The sequence below is a fragment of the Leifsonia shinshuensis genome, from assembly GCF_022606355.1.
Taxonomy (GTDB): domain Bacteria; phylum Actinomycetota; class Actinomycetes; order Actinomycetales; family Microbacteriaceae; genus Leifsonia; species Leifsonia shinshuensis_B.
In genome coordinates, this window is record NZ_JAHHZQ010000006.1 from 211263 (window position 1) to 229412 (window position 18150).

17 protein-coding genes are annotated in these 18150 nt (G+C 70.6%); 15 read left to right on the top strand and 2 right to left on the bottom strand.

Features of this window, described 5'->3' with window-relative positions:
• The first annotated feature begins 82 nt into the window (after positions 1-82).
• The 11 genes from ftsH (at position 83) to lysS (ending at position 11202) form a co-directional block, all read left to right on the top strand.
• On the top strand, positions 83-2086 hold the full coding sequence (ftsH, locus tag KNO15_RS22265; protein WP_241706145.1) for an ATP-dependent zinc metalloprotease FtsH: 2004 nt from the start codon (positions 83-85) through the stop codon (positions 2084-2086).
• 12 nt (positions 2087-2098) lie between these two features.
• On the top strand, positions 2099-2674 hold the full coding sequence (gene folE / locus KNO15_RS22270) for a GTP cyclohydrolase I FolE (protein ID WP_241706146.1): 576 nt from the start codon (positions 2099-2101) through the stop codon (positions 2672-2674).
• Positions 2675-2969: 295 nt separating this feature from the next.
• The gene (gene folP / locus KNO15_RS22275; protein ID WP_241706147.1) at positions 2970-3773 is read left to right on the top strand and encodes a dihydropteroate synthase; all 804 of its coding nucleotides are present in this window, start codon (positions 2970-2972) and stop codon (positions 3771-3773) included.
• Positions 3766-4164, top strand: coding sequence for a dihydroneopterin aldolase (gene folB / locus KNO15_RS22280; RefSeq protein WP_241706148.1), 399 nt, complete (start codon positions 3766-3768; stop codon positions 4162-4164). Before folP ends, folB begins: the two co-directional genes overlap by 8 nt.
• Complete coding sequence (folK, locus tag KNO15_RS22285) at positions 4161-4787, top strand: 2-amino-4-hydroxy-6-hydroxymethyldihydropteridine diphosphokinase (RefSeq protein ID WP_241706149.1); 627 nt, start codon at positions 4161-4163, stop codon at positions 4785-4787. The genes folB and folK overlap by 4 nt, the downstream gene beginning before the upstream one ends.
• Positions 4784-5260 (top strand): DUF3180 domain-containing protein, encoded by a 477-nt coding sequence (locus KNO15_RS22290; RefSeq protein ID WP_241706150.1) that lies wholly within the window; start codon positions 4784-4786, stop codon positions 5258-5260. The genes folK and KNO15_RS22290 overlap by 4 nt, the downstream gene beginning before the upstream one ends.
• Positions 5244-5729, top strand: coding sequence for a PH domain-containing protein (locus tag KNO15_RS23010; RefSeq protein WP_241706151.1), 486 nt, complete (start codon positions 5244-5246; stop codon positions 5727-5729). Before KNO15_RS22290 ends, KNO15_RS23010 begins: the two co-directional genes overlap by 17 nt.
• Positions 5726-7645, top strand: coding sequence for a PH domain-containing protein (locus KNO15_RS22300; RefSeq protein ID WP_241706152.1), 1920 nt, complete (start codon positions 5726-5728; stop codon positions 7643-7645). Before KNO15_RS23010 ends, KNO15_RS22300 begins: the two co-directional genes overlap by 4 nt.
• A complete protein-coding gene (locus KNO15_RS22305; RefSeq protein ID WP_241706153.1) occupies positions 7642-8436 on the top strand; it encodes a Rossmann-like and DUF2520 domain-containing protein in 795 nt (264 codons plus the stop codon). The genes KNO15_RS22300 and KNO15_RS22305 overlap by 4 nt, the downstream gene beginning before the upstream one ends.
• A gap of 174 nt (positions 8437-8610) precedes the next feature.
• Positions 8611-9486 carry a pantoate--beta-alanine ligase gene (gene panC / locus KNO15_RS22310; protein ID WP_241706154.1) on the top strand — a complete coding sequence of 292 codons (876 nt, stop codon included), beginning with the start codon at positions 8611-8613 and terminating at the stop codon, positions 9484-9486.
• 174 nt (positions 9487-9660) lie between these two features.
• A complete protein-coding gene (lysS, locus tag KNO15_RS22315) occupies positions 9661-11202 on the top strand; it encodes a lysine--tRNA ligase (protein WP_241706155.1) in 1542 nt (513 codons plus the stop codon).
• An 84-nt stretch (positions 11203-11286) separates the two neighbouring features.
• On the opposite strand, the gene KNO15_RS22320 is transcribed toward lysS, so the two are convergent.
• The gene (locus tag KNO15_RS22320; protein WP_241706156.1) at positions 11287-12198 is read right to left on the bottom strand and encodes a cytochrome c oxidase assembly protein; all 912 of its coding nucleotides are present in this window, start codon (positions 12196-12198) and stop codon (positions 11287-11289) included.
• Positions 12199-12225: 27 nt separating this feature from the next.
• Between KNO15_RS22320 and KNO15_RS22325 the strand changes: the two genes are divergently transcribed.
• Together KNO15_RS22325 and cls are read left to right on the top strand one after the other, a co-directional pair.
• A complete protein-coding gene (locus KNO15_RS22325; RefSeq protein WP_208040214.1) occupies positions 12226-12399 on the top strand; it encodes a hypothetical protein in 174 nt (57 codons plus the stop codon).
• 62 nt (positions 12400-12461) lie between these two features.
• Positions 12462-13940, top strand: a complete 1479-nt coding sequence (gene cls, locus KNO15_RS22330) for a cardiolipin synthase (RefSeq protein ID WP_241706157.1) — start codon at positions 12462-12464, stop codon at positions 13938-13940.
• 23 nt (positions 13941-13963) lie between these two features.
• On the opposite strand, the gene KNO15_RS22335 is transcribed toward cls, so the two are convergent.
• Positions 13964-14947, bottom strand: coding sequence for a pirin family protein (locus tag KNO15_RS22335; protein ID WP_241706158.1), 984 nt, complete (start codon positions 14945-14947; stop codon positions 13964-13966).
• Between the two features lie 109 nt (positions 14948-15056).
• On the opposite strand from KNO15_RS22335, the gene KNO15_RS22340 reads away from it, so the two are divergent.
• Both KNO15_RS22340 and KNO15_RS22345 read left to right on the top strand, forming a co-directional pair.
• Positions 15057-15479: a hypothetical protein gene (locus KNO15_RS22340; protein WP_241706159.1), complete on the top strand. Its 423-nt coding sequence runs from the start codon at positions 15057-15059 to the stop codon at positions 15477-15479.
• Between the two features lie 127 nt (positions 15480-15606).
• The gene (locus tag KNO15_RS22345) at positions 15607-18129 is read left to right on the top strand and encodes an ATP-dependent Clp protease ATP-binding subunit (RefSeq protein ID WP_241706160.1); all 2523 of its coding nucleotides are present in this window, start codon (positions 15607-15609) and stop codon (positions 18127-18129) included.
• The last annotated feature ends 21 nt before the right edge of the window (positions 18130-18150 follow it).

Genomic DNA, 18150 nt, shown 5'->3' on the forward strand with positions numbered 1-18150 from the left:
TTCTCCGGCCCGGCGGCGGTAAGCGCGCCCAGAGCGAACACGCAGCCGACCCACAGCGGTCAGGCGGTACTGTGGTCGCACCATGAACGTCAAGAAGATCTTCCGCGGCCCGATCCTGTACGTCGTGCTCGCGATCATCATCGTGTGGATCGGCTCCAGCCTGATCACGATGTCGGGGTTCAAGAGCGTCACGACGCAGGAGGGCCTCGATCTCCTCTCGCAGGACAAGGTGTCGAGCGCGAAGATCGTCGACGGTGAGAACCGCGTCGACCTGACGCTCAAGCAGGCGGACGGCTCGCTCGGCACGCAGGTGCAGTTCTACTACGTCACCCCGCGCGGCCAGGACGTCGTCAAGGCGATCGACGACGCGAAGCTGCCCAAGGGGTACGACGACGAGGTCCCGCAGCCCAACTGGCTCGTCAACATCCTCGGCTTCCTGATCCCGGCGCTGCTGATCGGCGTGTTCTTCTGGATCATGATCTCGGGCATGCAGGGCGGCGGCAACAAGGTCATGCAGTTCGGCAAGTCGCGGGCGAAGCTCGTCACCAAGGAGACGCCCAAGGTCACCTTCGACGACGTCGCCGGCTCCGACGAGGCCATCGAGGAGCTGCAGGAGATCAAGGACTTCCTCAAGGAGCCCGCGAAGTTCCAGGCGGTCGGTGCGCGCATCCCCAAGGGTGTGCTGCTGTACGGCCCTCCCGGAACCGGCAAGACGCTGCTGGCCCGCGCCGTCGCGGGTGAGGCGGGAGTGCCCTTCTACTCGATCTCGGGCTCCGACTTCGTCGAGATGTTCGTCGGTGTCGGCGCGAGCCGCGTGCGCGACCTGTTCCAGCAGGCCAAGGAGAACTCGCCAGCGATCATCTTCATCGACGAGATCGACGCCGTCGGCCGCCACCGCGGTGCCGGCCTCGGCGGCGGGCACGACGAGCGCGAGCAGACGCTCAACCAGCTGCTCGTCGAGATGGACGGCTTCGACCCCAAGACGAACGTCATCCTGATCGCGGCGACCAACCGTCCCGACATCCTCGACCCCGCGCTGCTGCGCCCCGGCCGCTTCGACCGCCAGATCGGCGTCGACGCCCCCGACCTGCTCGGCCGCAAGAAGATCCTGGAGGTGCACGGGCGCGGCAAGCCGCTCGCGGCCTCCGTCGACCTCGAGGTCCTGGCGCGCAAGACGCCCGGCTTCACCGGCGCCGACCTGGCGAACGTCCTCAACGAGGCCGCCCTGCTCACGGCGCGCTCCAACGCGCAGCTGATCGACAACCGGGCGCTCGACGAGGCGGTCGACCGCGTCATCGCCGGCCCGCAGAAGCGCACCCGCGTGATGAAGGACCAGGAGAAGCTGATCACCGCGTACCACGAGGGCGGTCACGCCCTCGCCGCCGCGGCGATGCGCCACACCGACCCCGTGACCAAGATCACGATCCTCCCGCGTGGACGCGCCCTCGGCTACACGATGGTGATGCCGCTGGAGGACAAGTACTCGGTCACCCGCAACGAGCTGCTCGACCAGCTGGCGTACGCCATGGGCGGGCGCGTCGCCGAGGAGATCGTGTTCCACGACCCGACCACCGGCGCCTCCAACGACATCGAGAAGGCGACCTCGATCGCCCGCAAGATGGTCACCGAGTACGGCATGAGCGCCGACATCGGCTCGGTCAAGCTGGGGCAGGCGAACGGCGAGATGTTCCTCGGCCGCGACATGGGTCACCAGCGCGACTACTCCGAGCGCATCGCCGAGCGTGTCGACGCCGAAGTGCGCGCCCTCATCGAGAAGGCGCACGACGAGGCGTGGGAGGTCATCAACGACAACCGCGCCGTGCTCGACCGGCTCGCCGCGTCGCTGCTGGAGCACGAGACCCTCGACCACAACCAGATCGCCGAGATCTTCGCCGACGTCAAGAAGCTCCCGGAGCGCCCGCAGTGGCTCTCCAGCGACAAGCGACCGATCTCCGACCTGCCGCCGATCGAGTTCCCGAAGGCGCCGATCGACGCCGGTGCGGTCGACGGTGGAGTGGACTCCGAGCCGCCGTCGTCGAAGCCGAAGCGCTCCCCCGCCATCAAGCCGCGGCCGGCGACCGCCTAGGCCGCGCGCCGCATGACCGGTTTCGATCGCGCACGCATCGAGGCGGCCGTCGCCGAGATCCTCGCCGCCATCGGCGAGGATCCGTCGCGTCCGGGGCTGGGAGAGACGCCGTCCCGCGTCGCCGACGCCTACGAGGAGTTCTTCGCAGGGGTCGGCGTCGACGCGCGCTCGGAGCTGGGCGACCCGGTGCCGCTGGAGGGTGCGACCGCCGAGACGGTGGTCCTGCGCGATATCCGCTTCCGCTCGGTCTGCGAACACCACCTGCTGCCGTTCCTCGGAGTCGCGCACGTCGCCTACCTCCCCGGTGAGGCTGTGATCGGCCTCGGCCGCATCCCGCGGGCGATCGAGATCCTGTCGGCGCGCCCGCAGCTGCAGGAGCGGCTCACCGAGCAGATCGCCGACACCATCGAGAGCGGAGCCGGAGCGCGCGGTGTGCTCGTCGTCCTCGACGCCGCCCACGAGTGCGTGACGACCCGCGGCGCGCGGCAGACCGCCGCGACGACGGTGACGATCGCCGCACGCGGCGCGTTCACGGAGCCCGCGGCCCGCGCCGAGCTGATCGCCCTCATCGGCCGGGGCATCGCGTGACCGCGCCCCAGCGCGAGGCGACCTCCCGCCGACGAGCGCGTGCGAGTTTCGTGACGAATCGCGACTTTCGTGACGAATGCGTCGCGCCACTTCGCCCGGCGGGGCGCCGATTTGCGGCAAATGTTGCGATAGACGCCGCGTATCGCGTCATTTGCGGCAAATGCGCGGCCCCCTCCCGCGAGCGGGCGGGGCGGCGATTCGTGACGAATCGCGACATTCGTGCCACGAATCGCGACATTCGTGACGAATGCGTCGCGGTGCTGCGTCGGGTGCGCTCCGCGAGGCGGGCGCGCGCGTGACCCTCATCATGGGCGTCCTCAACGTGACGCCCGACTCCTTCAGCGACGGAGGCCGGTGGCTGGAACCGGAGGCCGCCGTCGCGCACGCCCTCGACCTCGTCGCCCAGGGTGCCGACCTGATCGACGTCGGTGGCGAGTCCACGCGTCCGGGTGCCGTGCGGGTCGACCCGGCGGAGGAGCGCGCCCGCGTCGTCCCCGTCATCCGCACCCTCACCGGGCTCGGCGTCACCGTCAGCGTCGACACGCTCAACGCCTCCACCGCCCGGGCGGCGGCCGACGCCGGCGCCGCGATCATCAACGACGTCTCGGGAGGCCTCGGCGATCCCGCGATGCCCGACGCCGTTCTCGAAACCGGCCTGCAGTACGTCGTCATGCACTGGCGCGGCCGGCTCGACCCGGCGGATTCCCGGGCCGTCTACTCCGACACCGTGGCGGAGGTCCGCTCGGAGCTGTCCGCCCGGGTCACCGACCTCCTCGACCGCGGGATCGACCCGGCCAAGCTCGTGCTCGATCCGGGTCTCGGATTCTCCAAGAACGCCTCCCACAACTGGCAGGTGCTGGCCGGTCTCCACGAGTTCGAGACCCTCGGCTACCCGGTACTCATCGGCGCCTCGCGCAAGCGGTTCCTCGGTGCGCTGCTGCCGGAGGACGCCGCCGTGGAGGACCGCGACGCGCCGACGGCGGTCATCTCCGCCCTCGCCGCCCAGGCGGGCGTCTGGGCCGTGCGGGTGCACGACGTGGCGTCGACGCGGATCGCCCTGGATGTCGTGCGGGCGTGGCAAGCTGGACGCGATGACTGATTCCGATGCCGCGACCGCCTCGCTGCGGCCGACGGACGCGATCGTGCTGACCGGGCTGCGCGTGCGCGCCCACCACGGTGTGTTCGATTTCGAGCGGGAGAACGGCCAAGACTTCGTGGTCGACGTGACGGCCTACCTCGACCTGTCGCCGTCCGCGGCATCCGACGACCTGAGCCGCACCGTCCACTACGGCGAGCTCGCCGTCGAGGTCGCCGACGCGGTGCGCCGCGACCCCGTCGACCTGATCGAGACCGTCGCCGAGCGGGTCGCGGCCGTGGTGCTCGCGCACGAGCCGGTCCACTCGGTCGAGGTGACGGTGCACAAGCCCGACGCGCCGATCGAGGTGCCTTTCGGCGACGTCGCCGTGCGCATCCTCCGGGGCCGGTCGTGAACGCCCCGCGCCCCGAGCGACTGCGGGTCGGTGCGCCCGCGGTGCTGGCGTTCGGCAGCAACCTGGGCGACCGCGCGGCGACGATCCGGGAGGCCGTGCGGATGCTCGGCGAGGACGCGGGCCTCCGCGTGGAGGCGGTCTCCCGCCTCTTCGAGACCCCCGCGCTCAAGCCGGACGGCATCTCCGAGGAGGCGCCCGCCTACCTCAACGCCGTCGCCCGCGTGCACACCATCCTCGACCCGCTGGCGCTCCTCGCGGCCGTCAACCGGGTGGAGGACGCCCTCGGTCGCGTGCGCCACGAGCGCTGGGGCGACCGCACGCTCGACATCGACATCGTGGACTACGACGGCATCGTCGCCGACGACGACCCGCGGATCGTCCTCCCGCACCCCCGGGCGCACGAGCGCGCGTTCGTGCTGGTCCCGTGGCTCGATGTCGACCCCGACGCGGTGCTTCCCGGGTACGGCCCCGTTGCGGCACTCGCCGCCGCGGCGACCGACCCGGTCGTGCCTTATGACGACGGGCATGCCGACGGTGGGCGCGTCGAGGACCGGCACGGTGACGACAGTCATGCCGACGGTGGGCGCGGCGACGACGGGCACGACGACGGGAGCGCATCGTGAAGCGCACGCGGCCGGCCTCCCTCATCGGGCTCGGCGTGCTCGGGGTGGCCATCGGCTTCCTGGTCGAGCTCGCGGCCTCCGGCATGGGCATCGCCGTCTTCGTTCCGCCGCTCACCCTGCCGATCACGCTCGTCGCCGTCGCGATCATCGTGGTCGCGTTCGCCATCCCGATCCGGCGGGCGGTGCGCGGGCGCAGCTCCCGGCGGATCGACCCGTTCCAGGCGATGCGCATCGTGGTGTTCGCCAAGGCGTGCAGTCTGAGCGGCGCCCTGCTGACCGGCGTGGGCATCGGCATCCTGATCTACCTGCTGACCAGGGATGTGCTCCCGGCCTCCAACGCCGTGCTGTTGACGGCTCTCGGGACGGCGGGCGCGATCATCCTGCTGGTCGCCGGCCTGCTCGCCGAGTTCTTCTGCACCCTTCCGCCCGACAACGACGACGACCCGGAGACCGCCCGTGCCCGCTCGCATTGACCTCTCCGTCGGAGAGTGGAACCGCGTCTCGCCGAAGTACGTCGTGGTGGTGGTCGTCAGCACCCTGCTCAGCGGTCTCGTGCTCAGCGCCGCGTCGGTGTTCCTGTGGCTCGTCGCCGGCTGGTCGTGGGCGTGGATCGCGTTGATCGTGATCGTGGTGGTCACCCTGATCTCGCTGTTCGTCGCCAACCGGCGCACGCGGTCGATCGGCTACCGTCTGCGCGACGACGACCTGCTGTTCCGCCGCGGAATCATGTACCAGCGGTTCGTCTCGGTGCCGTACGGGCGGATGCAGCTCATCGACATCACGCGCGGGCCGGTGGGCCGGATCCTGGGCCTGGCCGACCTGAAGTTCGTGACGGCTGCCGCCGCGACGAGCGTGGTCGTCCCCGGCCTCCCGGAGGCCGAGGCGGCGGAGCTGCGCGACCGCCTCGTGGAGCTGGCGGAGAGCCGCCGGGCGGGACTGTGAACCTGCAGGACCCGCCGCCGGGCGGCTCGGAGCCGAGCGATCCGCAGCCGGGTGGCGCGGACGCGGGTGGCCTGCAGCCGGCCAGCTCGCAGCCCGGTGCCCCGCAGCCCGTGACCCCGCAGCCCGGCTTCCCGCCGTCCACCACTCCGCAACCCGCCCCCGACGCGCTTCCCGGCGGCCCGCTGAGCGCGGCGGAGCGCGCCGCCGAGCACCTCACCGACGGCGAGTGGCACCGCCTCCACCCGGCGACGCCCCTGCTGCGCGGTGGCATCGTGTTCATCGCCGTGCTCGGCTTCGTGCTGTCCAATCTGCGCGAGCGGCTCGTGGGGTTCTTCGTGGGCGCGCCCGACGTCGGCGGCGACCCCATCGACGCGATCTACAACCACGGCTGGGAGGGCTGGGCGCTGCTCGGCATCGCCGTCGTTCTGCTCGGCTGTCTCGCGGCGTTCTACGTATCGTGGCGGATGCACAGCTTCCGGATCACCGACGACGCCGTGGAGGTGCGCAGCGGGATCCTGTTCCGCACCCAGCGCAAAGCGCGCCTCGACCGCATCCAGGGCATCAACATCGTGCGACCCGTGCTGGCCCGCATCTTCGGCGCGGCGAAGCTCGACATCACGGTCGCCGGCCACGACGCGAACGTGCAGCTCGCCTACCTCGGCTCGGTGCTGGCCGACGGATTGCGGTCGGACGTGCTGCGGCTCGCGTCCGGCGTGCGGGCTGTGGAGGCGGCACAAGCCTCGGCCGGTGCCGGCTCCGGTGCCGGCGTCGCGGCGGGTGCGTCCGGCCCGGGACTGGCACCCGCGCCCTCCCGCGGCGCCCAGGTGACCGACTTCGTCGGCCGCCGGGTCAACGACTTCCTCGCTCCCGAGCTCGACCCGAACACGGCGCCGCCCGAGTCCGTGGTCAAGATCCCGCCGCTGCGTCTCGCCGGTTCCCTGGTGCTAAGCGGATTCTCCATCTTCGTCGTCGTCGTGATCGTGCTGCTGGTGATCGGGTCGGCGGGAGGCGCGCCCTGGCTGCTCATCGTCGTGCTGCCCGGTCTCATCGGCTCCGCGAGTTTCTACATCAACCGCTTCACCAAGTCGCTGCGCTACTCGATCGCGGGGACCCCCGACGGCGTGCGTGTCGGCTTCGGCTTGCTGAGCACGAGCAACGAGACGCTCCCGCCCGGTCGGGTGCACGCCGTGGAGGTGCAGCAGCCGCTGCTGTGGCGTCCGTTCGGCTGGTGGCAGATCCGCATCGACACCGCGGGCCACTCGCGCGAGAAGGGCGCGGCAGGCCAGCCGAACACGACAATGCTGCCGGTCGGCGACCAGGCCGACGTTGCGCGGGTGCTGGCGCTCGTGCTGCCGACGTTCACGGCCGAGCACAGCGACGCCGTCCTGCAGGGGATGACGTCGCGGGGCCGCGACGCCTTCACGGGAAGCCCGCGTCGAGCAGCGTGGTTGCGTCCGCTGTCGTGGCAGCGCACGGGCTTCCGGATGGTGGACGGCGTCGTGCTGCTGCGCCGCGGCTTCGTGTGGCGCAGCCTGGCGATCGTTCCGCTGGCCCGGCTGCAGAGCCTGGAGCTGCAGCAGGGCCCGATCGACCGTCTGCTCGGGCTGGCCGAGACCCGGTTCCACACCGTCTCCGGGCCTGTGCACCCGCGGCTCGGCGCGATGGACTCGGCCACCGGTGTCGAACTGTTCGAGACCGTCGCCGCGCGCGCGGTGGAGGCCGCGGCCGGCGACCGCAGCCACCGCTGGGGGGTGCAGGGGCCGGTATCCGGGGTCGCCGCGCAGCCCGCAGCCGGTGCTCAGGGCGCATCCGGTGCTCAGCCCGCGCCTGGCGCACAGACCGCGCCGCCCACGCCGCCACCGGCCTCCCCGAGCATCGACGACACATCCCGCACCACGCCTGGGGAGGACGCATGAACGCCGCAGCACGCTCGGGCCGGCTGGGCCTCGGTATCGTCGGGGCCGGCAGGGTCGGGCCCGTGCTCGGCGCCGCGCTGGCCGGCGCCGGCCACGCGGTCGTGGGCATCTCGGCGGTGTCGGCCGAGAGCCGGGAGCGCGCGCAGGCCATGCTGCCGCAGGCGCCGATCCTGGACGTGCCGACACTCGTCGAGCGCAGCGAGCTCGTGATCCTCGCCGTTCCCGACCGCGAGCTCCCCGAGCTGGTGGCGGGACTCGCCGCGACCGGGACGTGGCAGCCCGGCCAGCTCGTCCTCCACACCGCCCCGGGTCACGGCGTCGGCGTGCTGCGTCCAGCGGCCGAGGCCGGCGCAATCCCGCTCGCCGTGCACCCGGCCCTGGAGTTCACCGGCACGAGCCTCGACCTCTCCCGCCTGGGCGAGAGCTGGTTCGCCGTCACGGCGCCGACGCCGGTGCTGCCGATCGCGCAGGCGCTCGTCGTCGAGATGGGAGGTGAGCCCGTCGTGATCGCCGAGCAGGACCGGCCCGCGTACGCGGAGGCGATCGCGACCGCCACGGCCTTCTCGCGATCGATCGTGGAGCAGTCCACCGGCATCCTCGCGGGCATCGGCGTCGAGAACCCCGGCTCGTTCCTCAGTTCGCTGCTACGCTCGGCGGTCGACAACGCGCTCACCCGCGCCGGTGCGCCGAGCTCCCTCGACGTCGGCCTGCTCGACGAGCTCGGCGGCGCGCGCCCCGGCGACGGCCCGGCCGACGACGATGGGCGCGGCTGGTACCTGCGCGGCGAGTAGCCTGGATGCGGCCGCGCGCAGCGGAGGCCGAGCCGGTGGGTCGTACCCCAGCTGCCGCAGCGCACTGCGCAGTCTGGACTGCACCGCACGCACCAGACCGCGCCGCACCGCACCACCGCAAGCACCACCCCGCAGCACACGCACCACCCCGCACCACCTCGGAGGAGACCCGCCATGCCGGACGTCGTGACCACCATCGCCGAACTGCGCGAGCGCGTCGCGAACGCCCGGCGGGAGGCCGCGCTCGACGGCCCCGCCGACGCCCCGGTCGGCCGCGTGGTCCTCGTGCCCACGATGGGCGCGCTGCACCGCGGGCACCTGCAGTTGGTGAGCCGCGCGCGCGACCTCGGCGGTCTGGTGGTCGTCTCCGTCTTCGTCAACCCGCTGCAGTTCGGGCCGGGGGAGGACCTCGACCGCTACCCGCGCACGCTCGACGCCGACGTGGAGGCGCTGGACGGCCTCGCCGACCTTGTGTTCGCGCCGACCGCCGCCGAGATGTACCCGCAGGGGCCGACCTCCACCCGGGTCACCGCCGGCGACGTCGGCCGCACCTTCGAGGGGGCGTCCCGGCCGGGGCACTTCGACGGCATGCTCACCGTCGTCGCCAAGCTGCTCAACATCGTCCAGCCCGACGTGGCCGTGTTCGGCCAGAAGGACGCTCAGCAGGTGCACCTGGTGGGCCGGATGGTCGACGACCTCGACCTCCCCGTCTCCATCGCCGTGGTCGACACCGTGCGCGAAGACGACGGGCTCGCGCTCTCCAGCCGCAACCGCTTCCTGGACGACGACGAGCGTCGCGCGGCCGTCGCACTGTCGCAGGCGCTCGCCGCGGGCGCCCAGGCCGCTGCCGGGGGAGTGGCGGCCGCGCTGGCCGCCGCGACCGCGCGCGTGGAGGCCGAGCCGGTCGTTAAACTGGACTATCTCGCGATCGTCGATCAGGACACGTTCCTCGAGGCGGGCGCCGGGCTGCAGGGCCCGGCTCTGCTGCTGATCGCGGCGCGCGTCGGTTCCACCCGCCTGATCGACAACGCCAGGATCACGCTGGGCTGATCGCGGCGCCCGCACCACAGAGCACGACCACCGCACGAAGCACCGCCAGCACGGCACGAAACACAGCAGCACGAAGCACCGCCAGCACGACCCAAGCCAGCAGCATCCAGAACCATCCAGAGCCAGCGCCACCACGACGCCGCCAGCACCGAACCGCCGGAACGGAAAGACACGATGACCGAAGCTCCCCCCACCTCCAGCACCCCCGAGGGTGGAGTCGTCGACGGTGACCTCACCGCCGACGAGATCTCCGAGCAGAAGGCCGTGCGCCTGGCCAAGCGCGAGCGCCTGATCGCCGAGTCGGGCGACGCGGGCGGTGGCGCCTACCCGGTGCAGGTCCCGGTGACGACGACCATCCCCGAGGTGCGCGCCGCGTGGGGGCACCTGGAGGCCGACCAGTCCTCCGGCGAGACCGTCGGCATCGCCGGCCGCGTCGTGCACCAGCGGAACACCGGCAAGCTGTGCTTCGCCGTGCTGCAGTCCGGCGACGGCTCCCGCATCCAGGCGATGCTGTCGCTCGCCGAGGTGGGCGAGGAGTCGCTGGCGCGCTGGAAGGAGCTCGTCGATCTCGGCGACCACGTCTTCGTCTCCGGCGAGGTGATCTCCAGCCGCCGTGGCGAGCTGTCGATCATGGTCCGCGGCTGGGAGATCGCGTCGAAGGCCATCCTGCCGCTGCCCAACCTCCACAACGAGCTCAGCGAGGAGACGCGCGTGCGCTCGCGCTACCTCGACCTGATCGCCCGCGAGCAGGCGCGCCGCAACGTGCTCGACCGCGCGGCGGCCGTCGCGAGCCTCCGCAGCACCTTCGCGTCGCAGGGCTTCGTGGAGGTCGAGACGCCGATGCTGCAGGTGATGCACGGCGGCGCCTCCGCCCGCCCGTTCGTCACCCACTCCAACGCCTTCGACACCGAGCTGTACCTGCGCATCGCGCCGGAGCTCTACCTGAAGCGTGCCGTCGTCGGCGGCATCGACCGGGTGTTCGAGATCAACCGCAACTTCCGCAACGAGGGCGCGGACTCCACGCACTCGCCCGAGTTCGCGATGCTGGAGGCCTACCAAGCGTACGGCGACTACAACTCGATCGCCGACCTGACGCAGCAGCTCATCCAGGATGCGGCGGTCGCGATCTCCGGTTCGCACGTCGTCACCTGGGCCGACGGCACCGAGTACGACCTCGGCGGCCAGTGGGACCGCATCCGTATGTACGACAGCCTCTCGGAGGCCATCGGCGACGAGATCACCCCGCAGACGCCGATGTCGCGCCTGCGCGAGCTCGCCGCCGAGGCGGAGATCGAGGTGCCGCACCCGCTGCCCGGCAAGTACGTCGAGGAGCTGTGGGAGCACCACGTGAAGTCGGGCCTGGTGCGCCCGACCTTCGTGATGGACTTCCCGGTCGACACCAGCCCGCTGGTGCGCGCGCACCGTTCGCGTGACGGCGTGGTCGAGAAGTGGGACCTCTACACCCGCGGCTTCGAGCTGGCGACGGGCTACTCCGAGCTGGTCGACCCTGTCGTGCAGCGCGAGCGCTTCGTGGAGCAGGCCCGCCTGGCCGCCGCGGGCGACGACGAGGCGATGCGCCTCGACGAGGAGTTCCTGCGCGCCCTCGAGTTCGGCATGCCGCCGACGGGCGGAATGGGCATGGGCATCGACCGCCTGCTGATGGCCCTCACCGGCCTCGGCATCCGCGAGACCATCCTCTTCCCGCTGGTGAAGTGAGCCCGAAGGGCACGTTGTTGTCGCTTTTCGCGCTCGAAAGCGACAACGACGTGCCCTTCGAGCGATGGGGAGGAGAGCACGCGCTCACCCGTGCTGGCGCAGGTGGGCCTGCGTCAGCGCCTCCATCTCCTCGTCGCTCAGCTCGTCGAGCTTCTTGCCCTCGCGGCGGTCGAGTCGCATCCAGCGCACGAACAGCAGCACCAGCACGGGCACGTCGGCGACCTCCGCGATGAACCAGAGGAAGTCGCCGGACAGATGCTGGTCGTGCAGAGCGCTCGGGAACCAGGACGGCACGGCGCCGACGACCGCCGGTGCGTGGTCCAGGACGGCGTCGTTCAGCCGCAGCAGGAGGCCGGGGATCGCGTCGAGGATCATCGCGACGAACGCGAGCAGGAACTCCACCGTGATGAAGAAGCTGGTGTGCAGCACGGAGTGCGCCGCGATCGGCAGCACCATGAGCAGCCCGGCGAGCGGTACCAGCACCGAGATCGTCCACTCCGACCACGGGTTGTCGCGCAGCACGGCGGCGATCGGCGTCAGGAAGATCATGAAGGCGACGCACGCGAACACGGTCGCGAAGATCGCGTTGCCGAACAGTCGCACCGGGCGGGACTGCAGGAACCGGTCGGTGCGCCCCTGCCCGGCCGCCCCGAGCGCCGCGCGGGCGAGGGCGATCGGCCTCCCGAGGCTCACCAGCGCCGGGACGACGAAGAGCAGCAGTGCGATCCGGGTGGTGAACGCCCAGCGCAGCTCGTGACTCTCGGCACCCAGGAAGCCGAACGAGATGAACGCGTACGACCCGAGGCCGAGCAGGAAGTACAGGGCGGTCAGGCGCGCCGGCCAGTGGTGGCCGCGCCGCCGCAACGACCGCACCCCGCCGAGGTAGAGCGCGGCAGCGGCCACCAGCACGATCGCGGCTGCCGGATCGAACGACCAGGTGGTCAGGAAGACGAGGAAGGGAGGCGTGGCGCTGCTTTCGGGAGGATCGGCATTCACATGAACGGGAGGTACCATTATCCCGCTATGGGAGACATCATCGGTGGAATCGTCTGGTCGCTGGCCCCGACTGTGCTCGTCGGCCTGCTGTTCTGGATGATCATGCGCGCGATCGTGCGTGCCGACCGCACCGAGCGCAAGGTCTACTCCCGCATGGAGGCCGAGGAGCGCGCCCGACGCGGTCTCGCCCCGAAGGGCTGACCGCCGCTACGGTAGGGCCTGAGGGCGTTTTCCCTCGACGCGCGACGCCGGAGGGGGCCTGAATGGACGCGGGTTTCCTGACGACGGCGATCGTCGTTCTCCTGCTCCTCGTCGACTTCGTCATCCGCGTGATCGCGATCATCGTCGTCCCGCGCAACCGCAAGCCCACGTCGGCGACGGCCTGGTTGCTTGCGATCTTCCTCATCCCGTACATCGGCGTGCTGTTCTTCCTGCTGATCGGCAGCTACAAGCTCCCCAAGGCGCGGCGCGAGAAGCAGGACGAGATCAACCGCTTCATCATCGACAGCACGGAGGGCATCGAGCGGGTGCGCCGCGACCATCCGTGGCCGCCGTGGCTGGAGTCGGTGGTCGAGCTGAACCGCAATCTGGGCGCCATGCCGCTCGTCGGCGGCAACCGGGCGCGGCTCAACGGGCACTATGAGGAGTCGCTGGCGGCGATGACGGCCGCGATCGACGAGGCGAAGCGCTATGTGCACGTCGAGTTCTACATCCTCACCCTCGACACGACGACCAGGCCGTTCTTCGAGGCGATGGAGGCCGCGGTGAAGCGCGGCGTCGTCGTGCGGGTGCTGCTCGACCACATCGCGTCGCGGCGCACCCCCGACTACAAAGCCACCATCGAGCGGCTCACGGCGATGGGTGCCACGTGGCACCTGATGCTTCCCGTGCAGCCGTTCAAGGGGAAGTACCAGCGGCCCGACCTGCGCAACCACCGCAAGCTGCTCATCGTGGACGGCCGGGTGGCGTTCATGGGGTCGCAGAACGTGATCGACCGCAGCTACAACAAGAAGTCGAACATCAAGCGCGGGCTCAAGTGGAAAGAGCTGATCGTGCGGCTCGAGGGGCCGATCGTCGCCGGCCTGAACGCCATCTTCATCACCGACTGGTACAGCGAGACGGACGAGCTGCTGCGCCGCGAGACCGAGCCGATCACCGAGGAGGACCTGCGGAACGCGGAGAACCCGGACGAGTTGGACGCCCAGGTCGTGCCGTCGGGACCCGGATTCGCCGGCGAGAACAACCTCCGGCTGTTCCTCGCGCTGCTGTACTACGCGCAGGAGCGCATCGTCATCACGTCGCCGTACTTCGTGCCGGACGAGGCGATGCTCACCGCCATCACCACCGCGACGCAGCGCGGCATCGCGGTCGAGCTGTTCGTCTCCGAGATCGGCGACCAGGCGCTCGTCTACCACGCGCAGCGCTCGTACTACGAAGCGCTGCTGCGTGCCGGCGTGCGCATCTGGATGTACAAGGCGCCGTACATCCTCCACGCCAAGCACTTCACCATCGACGACGACGTCGCCGTGATCGGGTCGAGCAACATGGACATGCGCTCGTTCCTGCTCAACATGGAGGTGTCGCTGATGGTGCGCGGCCGCTCCTTCGTCGAGGAGATGCGCGAGGTGGAGGACGGCTACCGGCGCGACAGCCGCGAACTCACCCTCGAGGAGTGGATGAAGCAGCCGCTGCGGTCGACCGTGCTGGACAACCTGGCCCGCCTCACGTCCGCACTGCAGTAGCGCGCGGCGATTGCTCCGGGACGCTAGCCGCGCGGCTTCAACCGCACCGTCGGCAGCTCCGGAGCGGGGAGGGCGCCGCCGTCGAAGCCTCGCACGGTGCCGAACCGGCCGTCCGGGTCCTCGCCGTCGATCACGTCGCGCTGCCACTCGGCGCGCGCTGCGACCACGTCGTCGTGGCTGCGGCCGATGAAGTTCCACCACATCACGATCTCCTCGCCCAGCGGCTCGCCGCCGAGCAGCAGGAGGCGCGCCGGGCCGGCCGATCCCGCCACCAGTTCCACCGCGTCGCGGCCGGGGCACAGATAGGCGAGGTGCGCGAGCGGCACCGGCGAACCGTCCACCGTCACGTCACCCGTGTCGAGGAGAACGCCGTGCTCGAACGACGGATCGAGCGGAACCGTGACGCGTGCCCCGGCCGGCACGAGCAGCTCGGCGCCGACGAGGGGCGAGAAGACCGTCGCCGCCGTTCCGCTGCCCGCGAGCGCGCCGACGAACGTCCGCACGGTGGCCTCCCCGAGCACCGACGCCGAGGGGACGTGATGCTCGAAGAACGGCTCCACGTCGCGCGACGCGCTCGGCAGCGCCACCCACAGCTGGACGCCGTGCAGGCGACGGGTCTCCGGCGTCGAGACCTCCGAGTGGCTGATCCCGTGCCCGGCGGTCATCAGGTTGAGCTCGCCCGGCCGCACCCGGGCGTGACTGCCCACACTGTCCCGGTGGTCGATCTCGCCCTCGAACAGCCAGCTCACGGTCTGCAGTCCGGTGTGCGGATGCGGTGGGACCTGCATGCCGCCGGTCTCCGCCACGTCGTCCGGGCCGTAGTGGTCGACGAAGCACCAGCCGCCGATCAGTGAGCGGCGGCGCTGTGGGAGGGTGCGCCGCACGGTCATCGCGCGCGGGCCGCCGAGCGGAACCGCCCTCGGCTCGAGGATCTCCACCCTGGCGTCGTCGACGACCGCGTCGTCGCCGACCAGGACCTCCACCGGGTCGCGTTCGAGGTTGCTCATAGCGGCATCCTAGGCTCCCGGAGGCGCTCCGCGACCGCCGGCGGGAGTGCCGCGCGACCGCCGCCGCGGGCGCCCGGGATCCCCCAGGCCCCCGCCCTAGAATGAGCGCGTGAACCGAGCAGCGCGTCCCCTGACCTCCTTCGTCGCCGTCGCCGCCGCAGTGCTGCTGCTCGCCGGCTGCTCGAGCGCTCAGGTCAAGCCCGTCAGCGATTACGCGGGTGAACCGAGGGGCGTCGATGCCCCCGCGAGCAGCGCAGGCGGCGCGTCCTGGGCGACCTGGATGCAGAGCGGCAAGCAGTTCGGGATCGTGCTCTACGGCAGCTCCACCTGCCCGCCGACCGTGCAGTCGGTGAAGGTGACCGCCTCCAACCAGCTGGAGGCCACGCTCTCGCCCGCCTCCGGCGGCGTCTGCACGCACGACCTCGTGCCGCACACCACCGTCTTCGCGACGCCGAGCGGAGTCACCACGAGCTCCGACGTGACCGTGAAGCTGCCGGACACCACTCTCACCATCCCGGCCCTGCGCGGCTGACCGGGAGGCCGGGCGAACCGCCGACGCACACGTCAGCCTCCAGCGAACATGCCTCCGCAGCCCGGGGGCCCGCGGTTACTCTCGTTGTATCGATGCCGACCCTGCAACGGCGTCGAGAGGAGTAGAGATGTTCGAGAGATTCACCGACCGCGCTCGTCGCGTCGTCGTCCTGGCCCAAGAAGAGGCCAAGATGCTCAACCACAACTACATCGGGACGGAGCACATCCTGCTCGGCCTGATCCACGAGGGTGAGGGCGTTGCCGCCAAGGCGCTGGAGTCGCTCGGGATCTCGCTGGACGCCGTCCGCGAGCAGGTCCAGGACATCATCGGTCAGGGCCAGCAGCAGCCGACCGGCCACATCCCCTTCACGCCGCGCGCCAAGAAGGTCCTCGAGCTCAGCCTGCGCGAGGCCCTCCAGCTCGGCCACAACTACATCGGCACCGAGCACATCCTGCTCGGCCTGATCCGCGAGGGCGAGGGCGTCGCCGCCCAGGTGCTCGTCAAGCTGGGCGCCGACCTCAACCGCGTGCGCCAGCAGGTCATCCAGCTCCTCTCCGGCTACCAGGGCAAGGAGCAGGTCCAGGTCGGAGGCAACGATCAGGCGACCGCGCAGGCCGGCAGCCAGATCCTGGACCAGTTCGGCCGCAACCTCACGCAGGCCGCTCGCGACAACAAGCTCGACCCGGTGATCGGGCGCGAGAAAGAGATCGAGCGCGTCATGCAGATCCTGTCGCGCCGCTCCAAGAACAACCCCGTGCTGATCGGCGAGCCCGGCGTCGGCAAGACCGCCGTCGTGGAGGGCCTCGCCCAGGCGATCGTCCGCGGCGACGTGCCGGAGACGCTGAAGGACAAGCAGCTCTACACGCTCGACCTCGGCTCCCTCATCGCCGGCTCCCGCTACCGCGGAGACTTCGAGGAGCGCCTCAAGAAGGTCACCAAGGAGATCCGCACCCGCGGCGACATCATCACCTTCATCGACGAGATCCACACCCTCGTCGGCGCTGGTGCCGCCGAGGGCGCGATCGACGCCGCCAGCATCCTCAAGCCGCTGCTGGCCCGTGGCGAGCTGCAGACCATCGGCGCGACCACGCTCGACGAGTACCGCAAGCACTTCGAGAAGGACGCCGCCCTCGAGCGCCGGTTCCAGCCCATCCAGGTGGCCGAGCCGTCGCTGCCCCACACGATCAACATCCTGAAGGGTCTGCGCGACCGCTACGAGGCGCACCACAAGGTGTCCATCACCGACGGCGCGATCGTGTCGGCGGCCAACCTCGCCGACCGCTACATCCAAGACCGCTTCCTGCCCGACAAGGCCATCGACCTGATCGACGAGGCCGGCGCCCGCCTTCGCCTCTCGATCCTGTCGGCACCGCCGGAGCTGCGCGAGTTCGACGACAAGATCGCCGCAGTGCGCTCCCAGAAGGAGGCCGCGATCGAGGATCAGGACTTCGAGAAGGCCGCGTCGCTGCGAGACGAGGAGAAGAACCTCCTCGGCGAGCGGCTGCGCCTCGAGAAGCAGTGGCGCTCGGGCGACGTGAAGACGACGGCCGAGGTCGACGAGGGTCTGATCGCCGAGGTTCTGGCGCAGGCGACGGGCATCCCGGTCTTCAAGCTCACCGAGGAGGAGTCGGCCCGACTCGTCTTCATGGAGAAGGCCCTGCACCAGCGCGTGATCGGGCAGGAGGAGGCGATCTCCGCCCTGTCCAAGACGATCCGCCGCACGCGCGCCGGCCTGAAGGACCCGAAGCGTCCCTCCGGCTCGTTCATCTTCGCCGGCCCCACCGGTGTCGGAAAGACCGAGCTGGCGAAGGCGCTCGCCGAGTTCCTGTTCGACGACGAGTCGGCGATGATCTCGCTCGACATGTCGGAGTACGGCGAGAAGCACACGGTCTCCCGGCTGTTCGGAGCCCCTCCCGGGTTCGTCGGCTTCGAGGAGGGCGGCCAGCTCACCGAGAAGGTCCGCCGCAAGCCGTTCAGCGTCGTGCTGTTCGACGAGATCGAGAAGGCGCACCCCGACATCTTCAACTCGCTGCTCCAGATCCTGGAGGAGGGACGTCTGACGGATGGCCAGGGCCGCGTCGTCGACTTCAAGAACACCGTGATCATCATGACCACGAACCTCGGCACGAAGGACATCTCGGGCGGCCCCGTCGGCTTCCAGATCGAGGGCGACCCGACTACCGGCTACGACCGGATGCGCGGCAAGGTCTACGAGGAGCTCAAGAAGAACTTCAAGCCGGAGTTCCTCAACCGCGTCGACGAGATCATCGTGTTCCCGCAGCTGAACAAGGCGGAGCTCCTGCAGATCGTGGATCTGTTCATCAAGCGCCTCTCCGACCGGCTGCTCGACCGCGACATGACGATCGAGCTGGAGCTGCCCGCCAAGGAGCGGCTGATCGAGGTGGGCTTCGACCCGACGCTCGGCGCGCGGCCGCTGCGTCGCGCGGTGCAGCACGAGATCGAGGACCGTCTCAGCGAGAAGATCCTCCACGGCGAGCTGAACGCGGGCGACCACGTGCACGTCGACTTCCAGAACGGCGAGTTCGTGTTCACCACGACGGCCCGTCAGGAGTCGGTGGCCGCCGGTGTGAACGCCACCGCCGCGATCGGCACCGGCCCGGCCACCCCGGACCTCGCCGCGAACGACTGAGATACTCCGTCCCAGGGCCGG